Origin of the sequence: Cerasibacillus sp., from assembly GCF_036516575.1 — a bacterium.
Classification (GTDB): Bacteria; Bacillota; Bacilli; order Bacillales; family Amphibacillaceae; genus Cerasibacillus.
Genome location: NZ_DATBTY010000023.1, coordinates 43,827 through 63,873 on the forward strand (window position 1 = coordinate 43,827; position 20,047 = coordinate 63,873).

Here is a 20,047-nt window from a genome sequence, read left to right on the forward strand (position 1 = left end):
TATGCAGGAATAAAAAACCATTTTCTTTATTACTCAACGATAAATCAGACCAGACTTATATTAAACCATTTTGTTAAATTCCTTTTTAAGACGTTTTATAATCTTTTTTTCTAGCCGTGATATATATGATTGTGATATGCCTAAAATATCTGCCACATCTTTTTGTGTTTTTTCTTCTTCACCTATAAGACCAAAGCGTAATTCCATAATTTTCTTCTCACGATCATTCAGCTTTTTTAAGGCATTTTTAAGTAGATGTTTATCTACCTTTGCTTCCAAATCACGCGTAATTAAGTCTTCATCCGTTCCTAGCACATCAGATAGCAAGAGCTCATTACCATCCCAATCGATATTTAATGGTTCATCGAATGAAATCTCTGCCCGTGTTTTATTATTGCGGCGTAAATACATCAAAATTTCGTTTTCAATACATCTTGAAGCATATGTCGCTAATTTAATTTTGCGTTCAGGATTAAACGTATTAACTGCTTTAATCAGGCCAATTGTTCCGATGCTAATGAGGTCTTCAATATTTATGCCCGTGTTTTCAAATTTGCGTGCAATATATACAACAAGTCGGAGATTTCGCTCAATTAGCACCGCACGTGCTGATTGGTCTCCTTTTGCCAGTAATTTTAATAACTCAGCTTCCTCCTCCTTGGTCAGTGGAGTAGGAAGTGCCGTTTTACCACCAATATAATAAATCTCATCAGATTTGATACCGAGTTTAATTAATAATTTATACCACCATAACATCAAGCGTAACTTTAGTCGTTTCAATGCGTTCAGCTCCCTTACTCTATTTTGGTTAATACAGCATGGCTATCTTTCATCAAGTATGGATGTAATAAGCAATGGTACTTACCGTCTTTTGATAATTTACCAAACTGAATCCCGATTAAGACGTGGTTTGTTGTCATTTGTTTTTCTTGATTTGAAAACGTTAGTTGTGTTGGGCGTATGGCAAATAAAATATTCTCATTTCCCGATACACCATGAAATGGAATCACATGAACAAGAGATTCCCAACCTTCTGGAATATCATGAATATTAAGTTGGGAATAGGAATGTAATAAATGATCCCAATCCTCTTTAGTAAACCATTGTTTTAAAAACTGGGAATCACAAATAACGACACAACGTTTTGTAAGTGGGTCGACTAAGTGATTTCCACTATCCAAATAACCTATTGTTTGATAAGTCTTATTTTTAATTGTAATGGCTACTGAATAGAGTTGATCATGGCGCAATTTCTCAATTGCGTGCTTGTCCATACGACTCTTTGTAAAGTACCAAGAAATAGGAAATCCGATGATAACGAAAAGCCAACTAATCGGATCTCCTAAACCACTATGGAAAGTCATCCAACCTTGATCCGTTATAACAATCGCATGATTCATCATAAAATATACTGCAATCAGACCACCTCCAATTGAAAATGAAACAAAATAAAATAACAACAGGCGTTTAATTAAACGATGGATCGAATGAAATCCAAAAGTGGTGATGATGATCAGAAAAGAATAAAGACATTTACCAACAGGTGATGTAAAAAACGAATCTGGTGCATAGATTGATATTGGTACAAGTAATGAAGCGATAAATGCACCAATTAGAATACGCCATTTCTTGATTGCTTCCTTTGCTAATAATTGGGTTAACATTAACAACATGCCATCAAGAAAAAAATTGAGTAACCAAATAATATCTAAATATATTGACATACCACACTCCCCAACCCCTCTAACGAAAGTATAGCTGATATAAAATAAAAAGACTGTCAGTTTTTGTACGAGATAACCAGCTAATTTGAACATGTTTTCTAGAATATTGTCGGAATTAAAAAAGCAGGCAATCATACGTGTTTAACACGTGATTGCCTGCTTAATTCATATAATTAACGATTACGGTTACGGTTGCGATTTCTTAAAAAAGTCGGAATGTCTAAGATATCCTCTTCCTGTTTGACATGTTGATTTGACGTATGTTCTTCTACTTGTGGTTCTTCTTCTTTCGTTGCAGCTATTTGCTGTTGACTTCTTGTCGGTCTTTTCCGAACAGGTGGTTGTTCGCGTTTAGCCTCATCAAATCCTGTAGCAATAACAGTTACAATGATTTCGTCTTTTAAACTTTCATTAATAACGGATCCGAATATCACGTTTACTTCCTCGTCTGCCGCAGTTGTGACAAGATCAGCAGCTTCTTGTACTTCATATAAACTTAAATTCATGCCACCTGTGATATTCATTAAAATACCATGTGCCCCGTCGATGGATGTTTCTAAAAGCGGAGATGAAATAGCTTTTTTGGCAGCTTCTGTAGCCCGATTCTCACCAGTAGCTACCCCTATTCCCATTAAAGCGGAACCTTTATCATACATAATTGTTTTAACGTCAGCAAAATCAACGTTAATTAATCCTGGTTTCGCAATTAAGTCAGAGATACCTTGGACACCTTGACGTAATACATTGTCAGCTTCTCGGAATGCTTCTAACATCGGTGTGTTTTTATCTACAATTTCTAATAAACGATCATTTGGAATAACGATTAATGTATCGACTGCTTTTTTCAAGGCATCGATTCCTGCAATAGCTTGAGTAGAACGTCTCCTTCCTTCAAATGAGAAAGGCCTCGTTACGACACCAACAGTTAACGCACCGATTTCTTTTGAAATTTGGGCAATAATAGGTGCGGCACCTGTTCCTGTTCCACCACCCATACCAGCTGTTACAAAAATCATATCTGCCCCTTGCAAAGCTTCTTCAATTTGTTCACGGCTTTCTTCTGCAGCTTTTTTACCTACTTCTGGATTAGCACCCGCACCAAGACCTCTAGTCAATTTAGTGCCGATTTGTAATTTTAATTCGGCTTTTGATAGATTTAATGCTTGAGCATCTGTATTCACAGCAATAAATTCAACGCCTTCAACACCATGTTCAATCATCCGATTAACGGCATTGTTTCCACCACCACCAACGCCGATTACTTTTATAGTTGCTAATTGGTCCATGTTCATATCAAAGTCCAACATAATCTTTTCCTCCTAATATGCAAAAGTTACACCATTCGCTTTAAAAATGACTGTTTCATCGTTGCTCGATACGAATAGGAGTTCAAGCCCCAAGAGGCATGATCTTTGCCTTATTCGAAAAAACTCTTAAAGAAATTAGCTATTCCGGTTTTTTTCTTGTCAGCTTTTTTGGTCGTTGTTTCTTGTTTTCGAACTCTTTTTTTAGGTCCTTCCTGAGCCGTAATAATAACAGCGGGAAATAATTCTTTTCCTTGTATTTTCGCATTCTTATATGCAAATTGCAAGATGCCGACCCCTGCTGTATACTGTGGTTCTCTAACACCTATATAATCTGAAATAGCAATTCTTACATTCGCTTGAAAAATATCTTGTGCTAGTTCTAATACACCAGGCATTTTCATCGTTCCGCCTGTTAACACATATCCGCCAGGCAGATGATCATAGCCCATTCTTCTAATTTCCCTAATAGCATAAGCATAGATTTCTTCTAATCTAGCTTCAATGATATCAGCAATATCTATTTGATTAAAAGATTCTTGGCGATCACTACCAATAATTGTCGCTTTAAAGACTTCATCATCACGGGCATCCTCATAAAAAGCATGTCCATGGTTAATTTTTATTTCTTCGGCCTCATCTGTTGTTGTACGTAAACCAATTGATAAGTCTTTCGTTATATTGTCGCCACCTAGTGGAACGACGCTTGTCGATACGAGATGTTCATTCTCAAAGACAGATACAGTTGTACAGCCTCCACCAACATCAATTAAAGCAACACCAAGATTTTTCTCATCTTTGGATAGAGCTATTTCACCTGCTGCTAGAGGTTGTAAAACAATATCCGCAACCTGTAAATTTGCTCGTTCTACACATTTTAGTGTATTATGTAAAATCGTTTTTGAGCACGTAATAATCGTACCTTCCATTTCGAGACGAACACCAATCATGCCTCGCGGATCAGTGATGTCTTCTAATCCATCAACAATAAACTGCTCTGGAATCACGTCAATAATTTCCCGTTCTGGCGGAATGGAAATCACTTGTGCTCCTTCAATGACACGTGCGACATCTTCATCACCAATTTCACGGTCTTCACTTTGAACAGCTACAACACCATGACAAGGTTGTAATTGAATGTGATTTCCACTTATTCCAATAACAGCACTTTCAATTTTCATTCCAACCATGCGCTCTGCTTGTTCAACAGCATTTCGAATGGATTGAACCGTCTCTTCAATATCAACGATGGCTCCTTTTTTCATTCCATTAGATGGGGCTGTACCTACTCCAATGATGTTTAAGGAATCATTCATTAGTTCTCCAATTATAACTTTTATATTTGATGTACCAATATCAAGGCTTACTAAGATTTCATTATTATCCAAAACAAGGCACCTCCGACCTATCAGCATCTGTTTAGTTTCCCAGATGTTCTATATAATACATATAATCCTTTATTATCCTATATTAAAGGACTTTGACCAAAAAATAAATATATATCTATGATATTTGCACTACAAATCTTTTATAATGAATTAAATCAGTCTTTTTATTAGAATTAAAGATAATATTATAGGTATTAATTCCTATATTCTTCAAAATATGTACCAACACCAATATGAATCATTCCTTGTTTACCTTCTTCGATTTGGGAAACAATAGACGGATATAATTCCATTTTCTTGGAGAAATCACGGATTGTTGCTGATACAGTGTAGCCATCATTCATATACAAGATAACTTTATGTTTATTTTTTTCTGATGGTTCCCAATGAATTTCTGAAATTAAGTGGGTAATTGCTTTAGGGAGTTTTCCAAGTTCTTGTGCCATATTTTCCAAGTGCTCATTTTCTTTAAAATTAACGAGCAAAGGTGCATCTCCACGAATATGGCTGTTTTTCTTTTCTTCTATTACCGTACCATTTCCAAGAACTGGATAAAAGCTTTCTCTCTTTTTGACATAACCAATATGTAGGTATTCCGTTATATCAACTGTTATTTGCCAAGGTAATTGGCGCTTAATATGCGCTTCCTTTACTAAAGGATGCTTTTCTAATGTTTTCTTGATTTTACCTTTATTAATTGACCATATATTTTGTGATATTTCAAGACCACTTAATTCAAAAACCTCTTCTTCTTCAAGTAAATCAATCCCATGAATGGAAATTGTTTTAATGTCACTTAATGGGGTTTGTAAATAGACAATTATTGTGACTAAAAAAAAGAAAGTAAAAAGGTAAAAAATGAGACGTCTATTCGCTTTTTTCTTTCGTGCTTGTTTCAATTTAGGGATGTGATCCTCGATTGAAACAACTTTTTTATCTTCCATCTTCATTTCTTCCCTCGTATAAAAAATTTTACAAAGATATTCCTTTGTTAACTGAATTATAACATAACATGGTATGAAACAGATAGTACTGTCCCTAAGTTTCTTTAAAATACATGTAAATTATTTTAGTGAATCTAGTGACGAGTCATTTTACTAATATTTAAAAGAATTCCAGAGGAGCAAAGTGTTAGAGTGAGAGAGGATCCCCCATAACTTAAATAAGGTAATGTAATACCAGTAACTGGAATTAACCCAATCACGACACTGATATTAATAAGTGTTTGAATCGTTACTAAACTAACAATTCCTAAAGCTAAATATCTCCCAAAATGATCGGGTGATTCGAGAGCGATTTTTATACCACGCCAAAAAAACATCGCAAATAAACAGATGACAAAGCCTCCACCAATAAAACCCAATTCCTCCCCTAAAATAGCGAAGATGAAGTCTGTTTGTGGTTCTGGTAAATAAAAGTACTTCTGCAAGCTATTTCCAAGACCTGTTCCCATTAGTCCACCTGGACCAAGAGCATATAAGGATTGTATGATTTGAAAACCATCACCTAATGGGTCTTCCCAAGGATTTAAAAAAGCAGTAATACGACTTATACGATAAGGTGCTGATAAAATTAATAAAATAAAGGCAACAATGCCTATAAGAGCAATCCCCATAAAATGTAGAATGCGCGCACCTCCGACAAATAACAACACCATACATGTTAAAACAAGGACAACACCCGTTCCTAAATCTGGTTGTAACATGATTAAACCAAATACGGCGAAAATTAATAACAATAGTGGTAAAAAGCCTTTCCTAAAGGAGGTAATTTGTTTTTTGTTTTTAGCCAGCTTCATCGATAAAAACATGATTAATCCCAGTTTAACAAACTCTGATGGTTGAATACTAAATGCACCTACTCCAATCCAACTCTGTGCTCCACCACGTATCATTCCGATTCCTGGTATTAATACAATAATCAGTAAGAAAAAACATGCTAATAAGATGACTTTCGAATATACAATCCAAAAATGATACGGTATTGACATGATAATAATCATACCAATGACACCGACTGAAGCAAATAAAAGTTGACGTTTTACAAAGAAAAACATATCTTCATATTTATATTCCGCCCAAATATATGATGATGTAAAAACCATAATTATACCTAGGAGTAGTAGAGAAATAATAACAATGAGTAATATATAGTCTGGATGACCTTTAACAGATTCTTTTCGTAACAAAAGAAAACACCCCTCACCTCATATGGTATTGGGGCATGTTTTTCTATATATATATTTTGTGTAACAATGTTAAACAAGCCCCTACTTCAATTTATGCACGGCTTGTATAAACATGTCACCTCTTTGTTCAAATGTTTTATATTGATCCCAACTTGCACATGCCGGAGAGAGGAGAATAACATCACCTTCATCTGATACATTGTATGCCAGTTCAGTCGCATCTTCTACATTCTCAGCAAACTGGATAACTTGAATTCCAGCCTCTTTACCAATTCGAGCTAACTTTTCTTTTGTTTCTCCAAATAATAGCAATGCCTTTACATTGTTTAAATATGGTATCAGAGCAGAAAATTCATTGCCACGATCAAGACCACCAGCAAGTAAAATAGTCGGCTTTGTAAATGATGCAAGAGCTTTTTCGGTTGCTAAAACATTTGTCGCTTTAGAATCATTGTAAAAGGCACGTCCATTGACTTCAGTAACATATTGCAGGCGATGTTTAACACCGGTAAATGTTTTTAAAACTTGATTAATACCACTAACCGTAGCTCCAGCAATCATAGCTGTACTTATTGCTGCTAATATATTTGCCATATTATGAGAACCAACCAGTACAATTTCTTTTCTGTCAATTATCTTTTCTGTTTTAAAATAAACACTCGTTTCATCCAACCATGCCCCATTAGTTAATCGTTTTTCAAGTGAAAAAGGTACTTTTATCGAACGAACTTTGCTCGCTATTTGATTAACGACTGGATCATCAGCATTATAAACAAAATAATCGGATTCATTTTGATTTTTAATGATATTCGCCTTAGCCTGAATATAATTTTTCATCGTTTCATGATAATCAAGATGAGCTTCAAATATATTTAAAAGCACAGAAATTTTCGGTTTGAATGTATCAATTCCCATAAGTTGAAAGGATGATAACTCAAGGACAAGCTGCTCATCAGCTTTTAAATCTGTTGCGACTTCAGATGCTACCGTTCCGATATTTCCTGCTACCTTTACCTTTTGCTTACTACTGAGAAGCATATTTGTAATTAAGGTTGTTGTTGTTGTCTTACCATTAGACCCCGTAATTCCAATAATACGGTCTTTTGCTAAATAACTCGCCAATTCGATTTCAGTAAAAATCGGAATGTTGCGTTTATAAGCTTCTCGTAAAATCGGATTAGAATAGGGAATACCAGGGTTTTTAATTATAACTTCAATGCCGTCCAAAACTGATAAGGGGTGAGAGCCAACGACAACTTCTGCTCCAAGCCGTTTAAGCTTTTTAACACCTGGATTATCTTCCTTCGTTCCTAAGTCATTGACTCGAACGTGACGATCATTAGCTAATAAAATCGTTGTTGCTGCAGTCCCACTTTTTGCCAATCCTAGTACGAGCACATGTGTATAAGGAAATTCAGATAATGTATTCATCCTAGCCACACCTCAATATAAATTCCGAGAGCTGAGAAGAGTAACCCAACCATCCAAAATGTTGTCACGACGCGCCATTCTGACCATCCTAATAACTCATAATGATGATGTAGTGGGCTCATTTTGAAGACTCTTTTTCCTGTCGTCTTAAACGATATCACTTGAATAATGACAGATAATGTTTCAATGACAAACACACCGCCGATGATGACGAGGAGGATTTCCAATTTTGTTAGAATCGCAATAGCAGCAATAGCGCCTCCAAGTGCTAATGAACCCGTATCTCCCATAAAAACTTTAGCTGGGTGAGCATTAAAAACTAAAAAACCAAGTAAAGCACCTACTACAGATAGCGTGAATATCGTTATTTCACTATGAAGTGATGTTTGCCACGCTAAGATTCCATAAGTCCCAAACGCAATCGCCGCCGTACCTGCTAGTAGCCCATCTAGACCATCTGTCAAATTAACGGCATTCGATGAACCAACTAACATAAAGATAATCAGAAATGCATAGCCCCATCCTAATTCCCATTCAATCGTTGTTCCAGGAATATGGATGGTTGTTGAAAAATCTTGTGAGCGTAATATGAAATAGAAAACTAAAGCAATAACGATTTGACCTAGCATTTTTTGCTTTGAGGTTAAGCCAAGGTTACGCTTCATTGCCACTTTAATAAAATCATCTAGAAAACCGAGTAAACCATAACCAATAAGTACAAACAATAATAGCCATAGTTCGTAGGATCCAAATTTTCCAGTAAATTTATAAGTCATAATAAGTGATGTTAAAACAATACTAAATACAATGACGATTCCTCCCATTGTTGGAGTCCCCGTCTTTTTCATATGTGATTGTGGTCCTTCTTCCCGTATACTTTGTCCAAATTTTAAACGTCTTAAAAATGGAATAAATACTGGTGATAAAAGGACGGTAATCAGAAATCCTATTAAGATCGTTATAATTAATACCGATATATTCAATATACTTCCTCCTTACAAATAACCGTCCAAATGATAAATGCATCCTTTATTCATCGCTATTATGCTTTTTTATTCCTCTATTAATAAACGCTTCATCCAAACTTCTAATTGCATACCACGCGATGCTTTAAATAAGATAAGGGCATCCTTGTGTACAAATGGTTTCATTTGTTCAAGGAATGTATGTGGTGATTCTACTTGAAAACATGCTGTTTGTTTTCTTTGTTTTTTTACTTCCTCACCTATCATATGTGCATACTCTCCAATTGTAAAGAGTGCATCAATGTCTTCATCAATCACATGAGCCACTGAACGATGCCATTCTTCTTGTTCAGCGCCTAATTCAAACATATCTCCTAGAACAAGGACCTTTTCTTTATAACCCTGTAACTGTTTCATTACCTCTATTGAGGCTTTCATCGATGTTGGTGAAGCATTATAGGCATCATTAATTAGTGTGACATTATTTATACCTTTAATCATTTCAAAACGCATACGAGTGATATTAGGATGATGGAGGGCCTTTTTAATTGTATGTTCATCGATGTTTAAATGTTTCCCTAAAACAATCGCATATGCTGCATTTTTAGCATGGTGTATCCCGTAAAGCGGGATATGATATGCTTTCTGGTCGATGGTAAAATCAGTTCCATTTTTTGTCAATTTTATATCTTTAATCGACATATCTGCTTTCCCTGTCGTACCAATACTTACGCACGGATGTGATATGTTTTTAACCGCTAGGAGAGGTTCGTCGCCATCAACTATTAATAGACCTTTATCTTTTAATCCGATGAGTACTTCTAATTTAGCTTTTGCGATATTTTCACGTGAACCTAAGTACTCAATATGTGATTCTCCTATATTTGTTATGATCGCCACATCTGGTTCAGCAATGTTCGATAATAAGGCGATCTCCCCCGCATGACTCATTCCCATTTCTAAAACAAGCATCTTTGTATCATGTGGCATTGACAATATTGTTAAAGGAAGACCAATATGGTTATTAAAGTTTCCTTCCGTGACATGTGTTTTATATGTCGTGCTAAGAATGTTACCAACAAGATCCTTGGTCGTTGTCTTTCCGTTAGACCCCGTAATACCTATAACAAATGGATTTATTTTTCTGCGATAATATTGACTAAGTTGTTGTAAAGCGCTTATCGTATCATCAACTAAAAATAACGGGAATCCATTTGGTAAAGATGCTGGAATTTTTTTTGATTGTTCCCATAATGCCGCAATGGCTCCATTCGCAATTGCATCCAGAAGATAATCATGACCGTCAAAAGTCTCCCCAATGATAGGAACAAACAATGAATCTGATATATCTTGACGGCTATCTGTCGAAACGGATTGAATAGCCGTATTTTTTTCAATATCCTCATTAATATTTGGAAATAACTGTATTAAGTCGTGGATTGTAAACAACATTAGCGATTCCCCTTATGTTTAATAGCCTCTGTGGCAATTTCTCTATCATCAAAATGAATCTTTTCAGTTCCAATTTGTTGATATGTTTCATGTCCTTTTCCTGCAATAAGTACAATATCAGCAGAATCTGCTTTTTGAATGGCATAATCTATCGCCTTTTTACGGTCGACAATGACAGTATAATTCGTTTCATCTGGATTTAATCCTTGAATCATATCTTCAATAATGCGATCTGGGTCTTCTGTACGCGGATTATCTGATGTAAAAATAGCTTCATCGGCATATTTAACAGCAATTTGCGCCATGAGTGGTCGTTTTGACCGGTCACGGTCTCCCCCACACCCCACGACAACCGCTATTCTTTTATTCGCAAACTCTTGAATCGTTGTTAACACATTTTCTAATGAATCAGGCGTGTGTGCGTAATCAACAATCACCCCGAAATCTTGCCCTGCTACAACAGGTTCAAAACGTCCATCTACACCTGTCATACTTTCCAACGCTTCTTTAATCGTTTGTAATGAAACATGGTGACAAATGGCAGCACTTGCTGCTGCTAACATATTATATACGTTAAACAAGCCGATTAAGCGGCTCTTAATGTCAATTGTACCAACTGGTGTATCAAGTTGGAATGACGTATGGTCAATATGTAATTCAACATTTTTCGCCATAATATCAGCATGATTACGGTAGCCATAAGTGATGACATGCTGAGCCGTGCTTTTCTTTAATAACCCACTTGCAGCATCATCTTCATTAATAATGGCAAATTGTTTCTGATCCGATTGGTAATGATTACCTAATTGTGAAAAAAGTAATGACTTGGCACGTAAGTAGTCATCCATATCTTTATGATAATCTAGATGGTCTTGTGACAAGTTTGTATAAATTGCTGTATCAAAATGACACCCAAAAACCCTGCCCTGATCCAGGGCATGTGATGACACTTCCATCATCGCTATATCCACGTTCTCGTCACTCATCTGACGGAAAACTTTCTGTAAATTAAGAGCGTCTGGTGTCGTATTGTTTGTTTCAATCGTTTGATCATTAATTTTCATTTGAATGGTACCAATTACACCTGTTCGACGTTGATTAGCTTTAAAAATCGTTTCTAATAAATATGTGATTGTCGTTTTTCCATTTGTTCCAGTGATTCCAATTAATTGTAATTCCTTTGTGGGTTGCTGATAAAAACGGACAGCTAGCATCGCTAGAGCACGCTTGGTGTCTGATACATAAATAACTGGAACTGACTCAGGAAGTGTCATTTCTTTTTCAGCAATAATTGCCGATGCTCCATTGTCAAGTGCTTCCTTTACAAAATCATGTCCATCTACAGTAAATCCCTTTATGCAAACAAATAGCGAGCCTGGCGACACTTTACGAGAATCAACTTCAATAGCTGCTATTTCCAAATGATGATCGATTGGTCGTGTTGTCCGATAAAAAGCTAGACTTTCAAGCAGATTAATTAATTTCATTTATCACAACATCCTATCTATAGCTCTAATTTAATATTCAATAAATGGTCCGAATGACACTTCAATTATTATATCAAACTCATACGATAATCTCGATTGTTTTATGTAACGAGTAAGCCTATTCTTCACTAACGTAAAGTCTAATAGTAGACCCTTGTTCGACCATTACACCTGCTTCTGGCGACTGATCTAAAATAATATCCCCTTCCCCCTCGATTTCAAGGGTAAGATTCGTTAAATAGGTCATCAATTCGTCTGTTCGCTTTCCTTTAAAATCCGGGACTTTAACTTTCGGTACATCTGGCCATTGAGTTTTCTTTTCTAATCCATCTTTTCTACGTTCGACTCCTAATACACTTAAACTATCTTCTATAATCTGACCGACAATTGGTGCAGCGACAACGCCACCAAACTGAACCGTTCCTTTAGGGTTATCAATTGCCACATAGACGACAATTTCCGGGTCATCACTTGGTGCAAAGCCGATAAAGGAAACGATATGATTATTAGCCATGTATCTTCCGTCCCTACCAACCTTCTGTGCTGTTCCAGTTTTACCTCCAACACGGTATCCATCGACATATGCAGGCCGCCCTGTTCCATTTGCGACGACACTCTCTAAAGCCTCTCTTACTTCCTTAGAAGTCTTGTCAGAAATAACCCGTTCTTTTAAAACAGGTTTATACGTTTTTACTTCTTTTCCAGTATGTGGGTCAAGCCAAGCTTTAGCTACATATGGTTCATACAGATAGCCGCCATTAATTGCTGCTGATACAGCCATAACTTGTTGAATCGGTGTCACTGAGACACCTTGTCCAAAGGAAGTTGTGGCTAATTCAACAGGGCCTATATTTTCCCGCTTAAATAAAATACCCGTTCCTTCTCCTTGTAAATCAATACCTGTTTTGGACCCGAAGCCAAATTTATCTATGTATTGAAATAATTTATCTGTTCCAAGTAATTGACCAAGTTGTACAAAACCTGGGTTACATGAATTTTGAACAACTTCTAAAAATGTTTGTGAGCCATGGCCACCACTTTTCCAGCAGCGTAAACGGGATCCACCAACTTTGACAAATCCTTGATCATGATACGTATCTTTCTTTAAGTCTATGAGATCCTCCTCTAAAGCTGCAGCAAGTGTTATTATTTTAAAAGTCGAACCAGGTTCAAATGTCATCCAAATAGGTAGATTGCGTCCATAGACTTCTGGATCTGCTTGTTGATACTGTTCTGGATGAAATGTTGGTCTTGAAGCCATCCCTAAAATACTTCCGTCCTTTGGATTGACAGCAATTGCAATGGCACCATCAGGATTGTATTTCGCCTCAGCTAAATCAAGTTCTCGCTCCATTATAACTTGAACACGAGAATCAATCGTCATTTTTAAGTCTAAACCATCAGTTGGCGATTCGTAGACATCAGCATGTTTTTCTAATTTACCGCCTTTAGCATCTGAGTAATAGGATAGTCGACCTTTTTTGCCTTTTAATAATTCATCGTGGAATAATTCCAAGCCCATTAAGCCTTGATTATCAATCCCTGTAAAACCTAACACGTGGGCTAGATGATTTCCAAATGGATAATGCCGCTTGGAATCCTTCGCTAAATAAATGCCGGGCATATTTAATAAGCGTATAGCTTGTTCCTGTTCTTTTGTGATCTTCTTTCCTTCAGGTCGTATATCTACCGTACTCGCATTTTTCGTTACATATTCTAAAGCCCGCGATTCAGAGATATGTAAAATATTAGCTAACTTTTTTGCCGTTTCCTGTTTGTTTTTTACTTGGCGAGGAATGACGACGATTGAAGGGGCGGTGACGTTTTCCCCCATAATAACGTCATTTATATCTACAATTCGACCCCGCTCTGGTTCAAATAGGATATCTCGACTCCATGACTCATCAGCTAATTCGGACAATTCCTTACCTGAAACAAATTGGACATACCCTAATCGAAATAATACAATCCCGAAAATCAGCATGCCAAAAAGAAAAACAGTGACTAACCGTTTCTTCACAATGACAGTCGATACACGCTTCATTTCTCCAACTCCTCTACATACTTAGGCTTGTATCAACTATATGAATTTGTGAATCGGATTAGAACACTGTTCCTTTTACCTACTTTTTCTTTTTTGTTGGTGGTTTCAGCTCAATCTTTAATCTATCTTTCTTTGTTAACCTTTTACCTTCAGGAATACTCTGGGATGTAACATAACCATTTCCTTCTACCTCTATTTGTAATTCAAGCAAATTAGCTAATTGAAGAACATCACGATACGACCATCCAATAATATTTGGCATGACGATCGAATCTGTTATGACGATTAAGTGATCACCTGAATAAACTTCTGTATCTTTTTCCAGATTCGTTGAGACTATGTTCTTCCCTTTTCCGATTACACTAATCTTTAAACCTATTTCTTTCTCTAGTTTTAGGATATCCTTAACCGGTTGATCAACTAAATCTGGTAGTGTAGTAGATTTTGTTCCTTCTTCTTCCTCTTGATTCGGCTCAACATTTAAATAATGAAGGCTGTTTTCCATCACATTTTTAAACACAAAAGCAAGTGGAGCAGAACCGGATTCATAACTACCATCCGCTTTCTTCAAGTTAGGTTGTTTCACTGAGATATACATCATGAGTTTCGGATCATCGGCAGGAGCTATTCCGAGAAATGAGTATATATTATTACCGTATCCTCTTAGGTAACCACCACCGTTTGGGTTAGGAATTTGCGCTGTTCCTGTTTTACCAGCAACCTTATAATTTTCTAATTGATATGCTTTTCCTGTACCATGTTTACCGTAGACAACTGTTTCTAGTAATTCCAGGACAGCATCAGCAGTTTCTTTTGAAATCGGTTCACCAACTACTTCTGGTTTATTTTCTTGTTTAACCGTTTTGGTGTTTGGGTTAACAACTTTATCAATGATATAAGGTTTCATCATTTTACCTTCATTAGCAATTGCAGTTGCTGCTTTCATCTGCTGCATCGGTGTCAAGGTACTTCCCTGTCCAAAACCTGTCGTTACTTTTTCTAAAGGCCAATTATACAATATTTTTCCGGACATCTCGCCTGGTAAATCGATACCCGTCTCTTTGTCAAATTGGAATGCTTTTAAATAGTCAAGGAATTTTTCCGTTCCTAGTTTTTCCCATACAATTTTTGCAGTTGCCACATTTGAAGAACGCTGAAAACCTTCATCATATGAAATCGTTCCCCAACCTTTCCCACCATTATGGTCAGGAACAGGTTGAATGCGCTCATTGATTCGATAACGGCCAGATTTATATCCTTCAGATCCGTTATACACACCTTCTTCAATGGCTGCAGCCCACGTAAACATCTTCATCGTTGAACCTGGTTCGAAAGGCACTGAAATAGCATCATTATACCAATTTTCAACCCCAACGGGTTTATTGGGGTTATAACTTGGGCGGTTGCTTAATGCAAGAATTTTACCCGTTTTAGGGTCCATTACAATTGCTGTCATTCGTTTTGGTTGGTATAACGCGTCTGCTTCTGATAACACATCTTCCAAAAGTGTTTGGATTTTCTGGTCAAGTGTTAAATAAATATGATGACCATGTAACGGTTTTTGAACGATTTCATTAGGATCAACTAACTTTTTATTAAACAAATCACGTTCATATGAAATACGACCTTTTTTCCCAGTTAATTGTTCATTCATTTCTTTTTCAATGCCTGTAGTCCCTTTCATCCGCGTCCCATAATCACTTTCTTTGCTTGTTTCCTTTTTAGCAAAGCCAATAACATGGGAGGCAAAATCACCGTTTGGATAATAACGGATTGCTTCTTCCATTAAATGAATACCAGGAATTTCTAATGCATGAATTTTATCCTTTTGTTTTTCAGACAGCTTACGGCCATGTGAACCAAACTCAATTTGCTTCGCTTTCTTATTGTTTAATCCGGATTCTAATCGTTTGCGTAATTCTTTCTCTTCTAAATTAATAATCGGTGCTAATTGTTTGGCTGTTTTTTTTACGTTCTTGACACTTTTAGGGTGTTCTTGATCCACATTGGCGTATAAGCGGTATGTCGGTCGATCATATGCTAACGCATTCCCATCTTTATCAAATATCTTTCCTCTTTCAGCGGGAATATTATAAGAGGCCGTTCGCTTTTCTTCTGCCCATTTATTTAAGTCAACATCCCCCACTTTTCCTGACACTTGAATATAGAGAAACCGACCAGTCAATACAAGGAAAAGAGCTGTGAAGAATAAAAACAGAATCGCCGTTACCACTTGGGTGCGTTTGTTTTTTTTCATATCCATTCACCTATTATTACTGAAAACCATTGGCACGTTTCACTTCAGAATTTTGAACATTAAATCCCTTTTTCTTTGCATTATTAATGATACGTTCTGGACGTTGCAATTCTTTTACTTCAAACTCCAAGCTTGCAATTTTAAGTTTTTGGTCTTGAACTTTCGTCTCTAATGTCTGTATTTCACGATTCAAGGTGTCTGTTGATGCAGCATAACTAACCATATAGCCTGCGAATAAAAGAAAAACAACAGCAAAAAAAGCATACAAAATCTTCTCACCTTTTGTTACCCAGCCTTTTCGTCGGATAACGACTTTTGGTTCGGATTTAGGTAATTCTCTTGTATAATTTTGTTCCCAGGTTTTTACTTGTCTAACAGCCATCATTTTTTCCACCCTTCTTCATATATGAAATCGTCGTTCCATGGATGTTTTTTTTCAACGATGCGCAACATAGCAGAACGGGCCCTTTTATTTCGTTTTAATTCTTCTTCACTAGGAGCTATCGGTTTACGCGTTATTAATGTGAACGGTGCTTCAAATCCTTCTGGCAAGATGGGTAAATGTCTTGGGGTTTCTTTCGGGCGACTCCATTTGCGGAAAGCTTGTTTACATAAACGGTCTTCTAATGAATGGAATGTAATAACCGCAATGCGGCCATTTATTCCAACCACACGTGCCGCCTGATGTAAAGCATCACGAAACGCTTTTAATTCATCATTTACTGCAATGCGCAAAGCCTGAAACACACGTTTTGCTGGGTGACCACCCTTTCTTCGCGCTGGAGCAGGAATCGCATCTTTAATGATGTCAACGAGTTGAATTGTCGTTTCAATTGGATTGATTGATCGCCTACGTTCAATTTCACGGGCAATTTGTTTCGAAAATCGTTCCTCACCGTAATTAAAGAAAATGTGAACCAAATTCTCGTATGGCCACGTATTGATGATATCGTAGGCTGACAACTCCTGTTCCTGGTTCATACGCATATCCAATTTCGCATCAAATCGGTAACTAAATCCCCTATCTGCTTGATCAAACTGTGGGGAAGACACACCTAAATCAAATAAGATGCCGTCGACTGTTAAAATATGCCGATCATGTAATTCTTGTTCTAAATGTCGGAAGTTATTATGAATAAACAAGACGTTTTTTTCATAATCTTTTAGTCGAGAGCGAGCTGCTTCTAAGGCAGTTCGATCCTGGTCAAAGGCGATTAAAAGTCCTTCTTCATTAAGTTGTTTTACAATATTTATCGAATGTCCACCGCCACCAACCGTACAGTCAACATAGATTCCATCTGGCTTAATATTGAGACCTGCAACAGCTTCTTTTTGTAATACGGTTTCGTGTTCAAACATCATAACACCTGCTCTTTTCGTTATATATCGAAGTCCATTAAGTTTTCGGCGATGTCAGCAAATGATTCTTCAGACTGAAGTACGTATTCATCCCATACATCTTTAGCCCAAAATTCAATGCGATTTGAAACACCAATGACAACACATTCTTTTTCCAAATTAGCGTATTTCCTTAATGGAGCTGGGATATTTATTCTTCCCTGCTTATCAATTTCACATTCAACTGCACCCGAAAAGAAAAATCGTGTAAATGCACGGGCATCTTTCTTTGTTAGGGGCAATTTTTTTAATTTTTGTTCCAGTACACGCCATTCTTCCATGGGGTAGGAAAATAAACATTGGTCAAGTCCACGGGTTAAAACAAAGCGACCGCCTAAGTCATCTCTAAATTTAGAAGGTACGATAACTCTGCCTTTTGCATCAATGTTATGTTGGAATTCACCCATGAACATAGACTCCACCCCACTTTCATATGTTTATCTTACCACAATCCCCCACATTGCTCCACCCTTTTTCCAAAAGTTTTTTACTTCCTATAAAAAATGAATAAAAAACGCCGTATCGGGGCGTAGTTCCGAATAAATAATTAAGAGAAAAGTATGATTAACCCTTATTTTCCAATGTAGCTTACAGTTTTTATGGATGATTTTTCCGGAAGTGGTATAAAGTGGGGAATAAATAAAACATAACCAGCAAACGTCTTTGCTGGTTATGTTTATAGTTATAAATGGACGATATAATGTTCATCCTGAAGGGATAGATTTTGCTTCAATAGATTATGGATAAGATCAATCCCATATTCATTAAGCCATGGTAGTGGATTCCATATCCGTTCTTGAAACCCTTGATTCGGATATAACATCGACATTAAATAATCAAAGTCAGCCATCTCGTCGGATAACTGTTCTTCCAACACATGATTCATTCGCTGTTCCAAATAATCGATATGACGATATATATGTTGTAAATTATTCTCAGCTAACGCACCTAAGTCTTTACGTATTTCTTGTGCTACAGCATGAATTGGTTGATGTGTATGTTGAATGGTATTTTTTAACTGCTTAAACATTTCGTGTACGGGTGGATAACTTTGTGATTGTAACCACATTTGCTTATATGGATTAGTACCATTCTCAATAACATTGATTAAGCTAAGTCCATACTTTTCCAATTTACCTTGTACTTGATTCGTTACAAGTGTAAAAGATAATCGTTTAATAACTGGGGGCATCTTTATATCTAGCGCATGGAAAGCGCCTTTAAGTACAGACCAATAACTAATTTCACCTGGTCCGCCAATAAAAGCCAATGTTGGAAATAATAGATCTTGCATCACCGGACGGGTCACAACATTATTACTTAATAAATAGGGTTGCTTTTTTGCTATAAATAAAAGTTCCTCATTTGATAGAGACACTTCATGTTGTTTCCCTACCCAATTATCTTTTTCGTCGCGAAAGAGTAAGATGCGTTCGTTTTCATGATGATAAAACAGATGACCGGATTGTTCTTCAAGGTCTAAATCAATCGAATAACCTTTGTACAATAATTGTTTATGAGTCATGTATGTTTTCGTGCTAATTTCCTTTTGATTATTAATAAGTTGCACAAAGTAGTCTGATTCTAATTGTCTTATTTCAGTTGCACCTGAATCAACTAAAACGAGCCCCTCCTCTTGGATTAATGTGAACAGAGCACGCGCAAAGAAATCAACAAATGTATGCGACTGACGAAGCGCCTCATGCATCTCAAGGTATAGTCCTTTTGTGTATCGCGTTTCTTTTAATAGTGAAAATACGTCTCGCAGCCACTTTTCACCTTTTTCGTGGTCGATTGCCATGTTTGAAATAGGTATTTTCTTTAACGGCTGTTCATCAAGTGATACTTTTGTCATAGCGTCGTTATTTAGCATATGAACATGATTAACCTCTAAAAAATCATGATCTTCACCAGCTATCCAGAAGACTGGAATAACAGGTCTATCATATTCACGCTCTTTTTGTTTTGCATATGTAATAATTGATATGATCTTATGAATCGTATATAAAGGCCCTGTCAATAATCCGGCTTGCTGCCCACCAATGACAACGACACTATCTGGCCCCCTTAAACGGTTAATATTACGTATGGTTGATTCTGGCGCACCCCATCTTTCATTCATAACCGTCAATACATCGGCTAACTGTTTACGTTTAAATGACCGGTCCATTAATTCATCGATACGGTTTCGTATATCCTCTTCCGTCTCTTGGTAATCAAAATAAGTGTGGATATGATGGTTTTCTTTATGATAATCATTGATTAATTGATTTTGCTGTTCAATTTTAATAGGGGTGATTCGCATATAGTCAAACTCCTTTAACTCATAATCGTTATTAACATCTATTCTAGATAAATTTTCAGGAAATTTCATGTCTTATGTTTATCCAAACAGCTTCTATGTGAAGT

Annotated in this window: 16 protein-coding genes; all 16 read right to left on the bottom strand. The window is 36.6% G+C overall.

Translation table 11 applies throughout. From position 1 onward, the window contains the following. Positions 1 to 60: 60 nt before the first annotated feature. The gene (gene sigE / locus VIG73_RS03760) at positions 61 to 780 is read right to left on the bottom strand and encodes an RNA polymerase sporulation sigma factor SigE (RefSeq protein ID WP_331639194.1); all 720 of its coding nucleotides are present in this window, start codon (positions 778 to 780) and stop codon (positions 61 to 63) included. Between the two features lie 14 nt (positions 781 to 794). Beyond that, positions 795 to 1,724: a sigma-E processing peptidase SpoIIGA gene (gene spoIIGA, locus VIG73_RS03765; protein ID WP_331639195.1), complete on the bottom strand. Its 930-nt coding sequence runs from the start codon at positions 1,722 to 1,724 to the stop codon at positions 795 to 797. Positions 1,725 to 1,897: 173 nt separating this feature from the next. Beyond that, positions 1,898 to 3,031: a cell division protein FtsZ gene (ftsZ, locus tag VIG73_RS03770; protein WP_331639196.1), complete on the bottom strand. Its 1,134-nt coding sequence runs from the start codon at positions 3,029 to 3,031 to the stop codon at positions 1,898 to 1,900. Positions 3,032 to 3,141: 110 nt separating this feature from the next. Next, a complete protein-coding gene (ftsA, locus tag VIG73_RS03775; protein ID WP_331639197.1) occupies positions 3,142 to 4,416 on the bottom strand; it encodes a cell division protein FtsA in 1,275 nt (424 codons plus the stop codon). A gap of 194 nt (positions 4,417 to 4,610) precedes the next feature. Next, positions 4,611 to 5,360, bottom strand: coding sequence for a cell division protein FtsQ/DivIB (locus tag VIG73_RS03780; RefSeq protein WP_331639198.1), 750 nt, complete (start codon positions 5,358 to 5,360; stop codon positions 4,611 to 4,613). Positions 5,361 to 5,494: 134 nt separating this feature from the next. Continuing rightward, entirely contained in the window at positions 5,495 to 6,604 is a 1,110-nt protein-coding gene (spoVE, locus tag VIG73_RS03785) for a stage V sporulation protein E (protein WP_331639199.1), read from the bottom strand. Positions 6,605 to 6,685: 81 nt separating this feature from the next. After that, positions 6,686 to 8,035 carry a UDP-N-acetylmuramoyl-L-alanine--D-glutamate ligase gene (murD, locus tag VIG73_RS03790; RefSeq protein ID WP_331639200.1) on the bottom strand — a complete coding sequence of 450 codons (1,350 nt, stop codon included), beginning with the start codon at positions 8,033 to 8,035 and terminating at the stop codon, positions 6,686 to 6,688. Further along, positions 8,032 to 9,018 carry a phospho-N-acetylmuramoyl-pentapeptide-transferase gene (gene mraY, locus VIG73_RS03795; protein WP_331639201.1) on the bottom strand — a complete coding sequence of 329 codons (987 nt, stop codon included), beginning with the start codon at positions 9,016 to 9,018 and terminating at the stop codon, positions 8,032 to 8,034. The genes murD and mraY overlap by 4 nt, the downstream gene beginning before the upstream one ends. Before the next feature lie 69 nt (positions 9,019 to 9,087). Continuing rightward, complete coding sequence (locus VIG73_RS03800; protein ID WP_331639202.1) at positions 9,088 to 10,452, bottom strand: UDP-N-acetylmuramoyl-tripeptide--D-alanyl-D-alanine ligase; 1,365 nt, start codon at positions 10,450 to 10,452, stop codon at positions 9,088 to 9,090. Then, positions 10,452 to 11,939 carry a UDP-N-acetylmuramoyl-L-alanyl-D-glutamate--2,6-diaminopimelate ligase gene (locus VIG73_RS03805; RefSeq protein ID WP_331639203.1) on the bottom strand — a complete coding sequence of 496 codons (1,488 nt, stop codon included), beginning with the start codon at positions 11,937 to 11,939 and terminating at the stop codon, positions 10,452 to 10,454. Before VIG73_RS03805 ends, VIG73_RS03800 begins: the two co-directional genes overlap by 1 nt. 118 nt (positions 11,940 to 12,057) lie before the next feature. Then, positions 12,058 to 13,983, bottom strand: coding sequence for a stage V sporulation protein D (locus VIG73_RS03810; RefSeq protein WP_331639204.1), 1,926 nt, complete (start codon positions 13,981 to 13,983; stop codon positions 12,058 to 12,060). Positions 13,984 to 14,062: 79 nt separating this feature from the next. Then, a complete protein-coding gene (locus VIG73_RS03815) occupies positions 14,063 to 16,240 on the bottom strand; it encodes a penicillin-binding transpeptidase domain-containing protein (RefSeq protein ID WP_331639205.1) in 2,178 nt (725 codons plus the stop codon). A gap of 16 nt (positions 16,241 to 16,256) precedes the next feature. Further along, on the bottom strand, positions 16,257 to 16,622 hold the full coding sequence (gene ftsL / locus VIG73_RS03820) for a cell division protein FtsL (RefSeq protein WP_331639206.1): 366 nt from the start codon (positions 16,620 to 16,622) through the stop codon (positions 16,257 to 16,259). After that, on the bottom strand, positions 16,622 to 17,599 hold the full coding sequence (gene rsmH / locus VIG73_RS03825; RefSeq protein ID WP_331639207.1) for a 16S rRNA (cytosine(1402)-N(4))-methyltransferase RsmH: 978 nt from the start codon (positions 17,597 to 17,599) through the stop codon (positions 16,622 to 16,624). Before rsmH ends, ftsL begins: the two co-directional genes overlap by 1 nt. A 20-nt stretch (positions 17,600 to 17,619) precedes the next feature. Beyond that, the gene (mraZ, locus tag VIG73_RS03830; RefSeq protein WP_331639208.1) at positions 17,620 to 18,051 is read right to left on the bottom strand and encodes a division/cell wall cluster transcriptional repressor MraZ; all 432 of its coding nucleotides are present in this window, start codon (positions 18,049 to 18,051) and stop codon (positions 17,620 to 17,622) included. A gap of 269 nt (positions 18,052 to 18,320) precedes the next feature. Beyond that, positions 18,321 to 20,012, bottom strand: coding sequence for a bacillithiol biosynthesis cysteine-adding enzyme BshC (gene bshC, locus VIG73_RS03835; protein WP_331639209.1), 1,692 nt, complete (start codon positions 20,010 to 20,012; stop codon positions 18,321 to 18,323). Between the last annotated feature and the right edge of the window lie 35 nt (positions 20,013 to 20,047).

Excerpts from the sequence above, each read along its gene's own strand:
- VIG73_RS03810 (WP_331639204.1), bottom strand. The coding sequence starts at position 13,983 with ATGAAGCGTGTATCGACTGTCATTGTGAAGAAACGGTTAGTCACTGTT.
- bshC (WP_331639209.1), bottom strand. The coding sequence starts at position 20,012 with ATGAAATTTCCTGAAAATTTATCTAGAATAGATGTTAATAACGATTAT.
- ftsL (WP_331639206.1), bottom strand. The coding sequence starts at position 16,622 with ATGGCTGTTAGACAAGTAAAAACCTGGGAACAAAATTATACAAGAGAA.
- VIG73_RS03805 (WP_331639203.1), bottom strand. The coding sequence starts at position 11,939 with ATGAAATTAATTAATCTGCTTGAAAGTCTAGCTTTTTATCGGACAACA.
- VIG73_RS03780 (WP_331639198.1), bottom strand. The coding sequence starts at position 5,360 with ATGGAAGATAAAAAAGTTGTTTCAATCGAGGATCACATCCCTAAATTG.
- VIG73_RS03800 (WP_331639202.1), bottom strand. The coding sequence starts at position 10,452 with ATGTTGTTTACAATCCACGACTTAATACAGTTATTTCCAAATATTAAT.
- mraZ (WP_331639208.1), bottom strand. The coding sequence starts at position 18,051 with ATGTTCATGGGTGAATTCCAACATAACATTGATGCAAAAGGCAGAGTT.
- spoIIGA (WP_331639195.1), bottom strand. The coding sequence starts at position 1,724 with ATGTCAATATATTTAGATATTATTTGGTTACTCAATTTTTTTCTTGAT.
- rsmH (WP_331639207.1), bottom strand. The coding sequence starts at position 17,599 with ATGTTTGAACACGAAACCGTATTACAAAAAGAAGCTGTTGCAGGTCTC.
- VIG73_RS03815 (WP_331639205.1), bottom strand. The coding sequence starts at position 16,240 with ATGAAAAAAAACAAACGCACCCAAGTGGTAACGGCGATTCTGTTTTTA.
- murD (WP_331639200.1), bottom strand. The coding sequence starts at position 8,035 with ATGAATACATTATCTGAATTTCCTTATACACATGTGCTCGTACTAGGA.
- ftsZ (WP_331639196.1), bottom strand. The coding sequence starts at position 3,031 with ATGTTGGACTTTGATATGAACATGGACCAATTAGCAACTATAAAAGTA.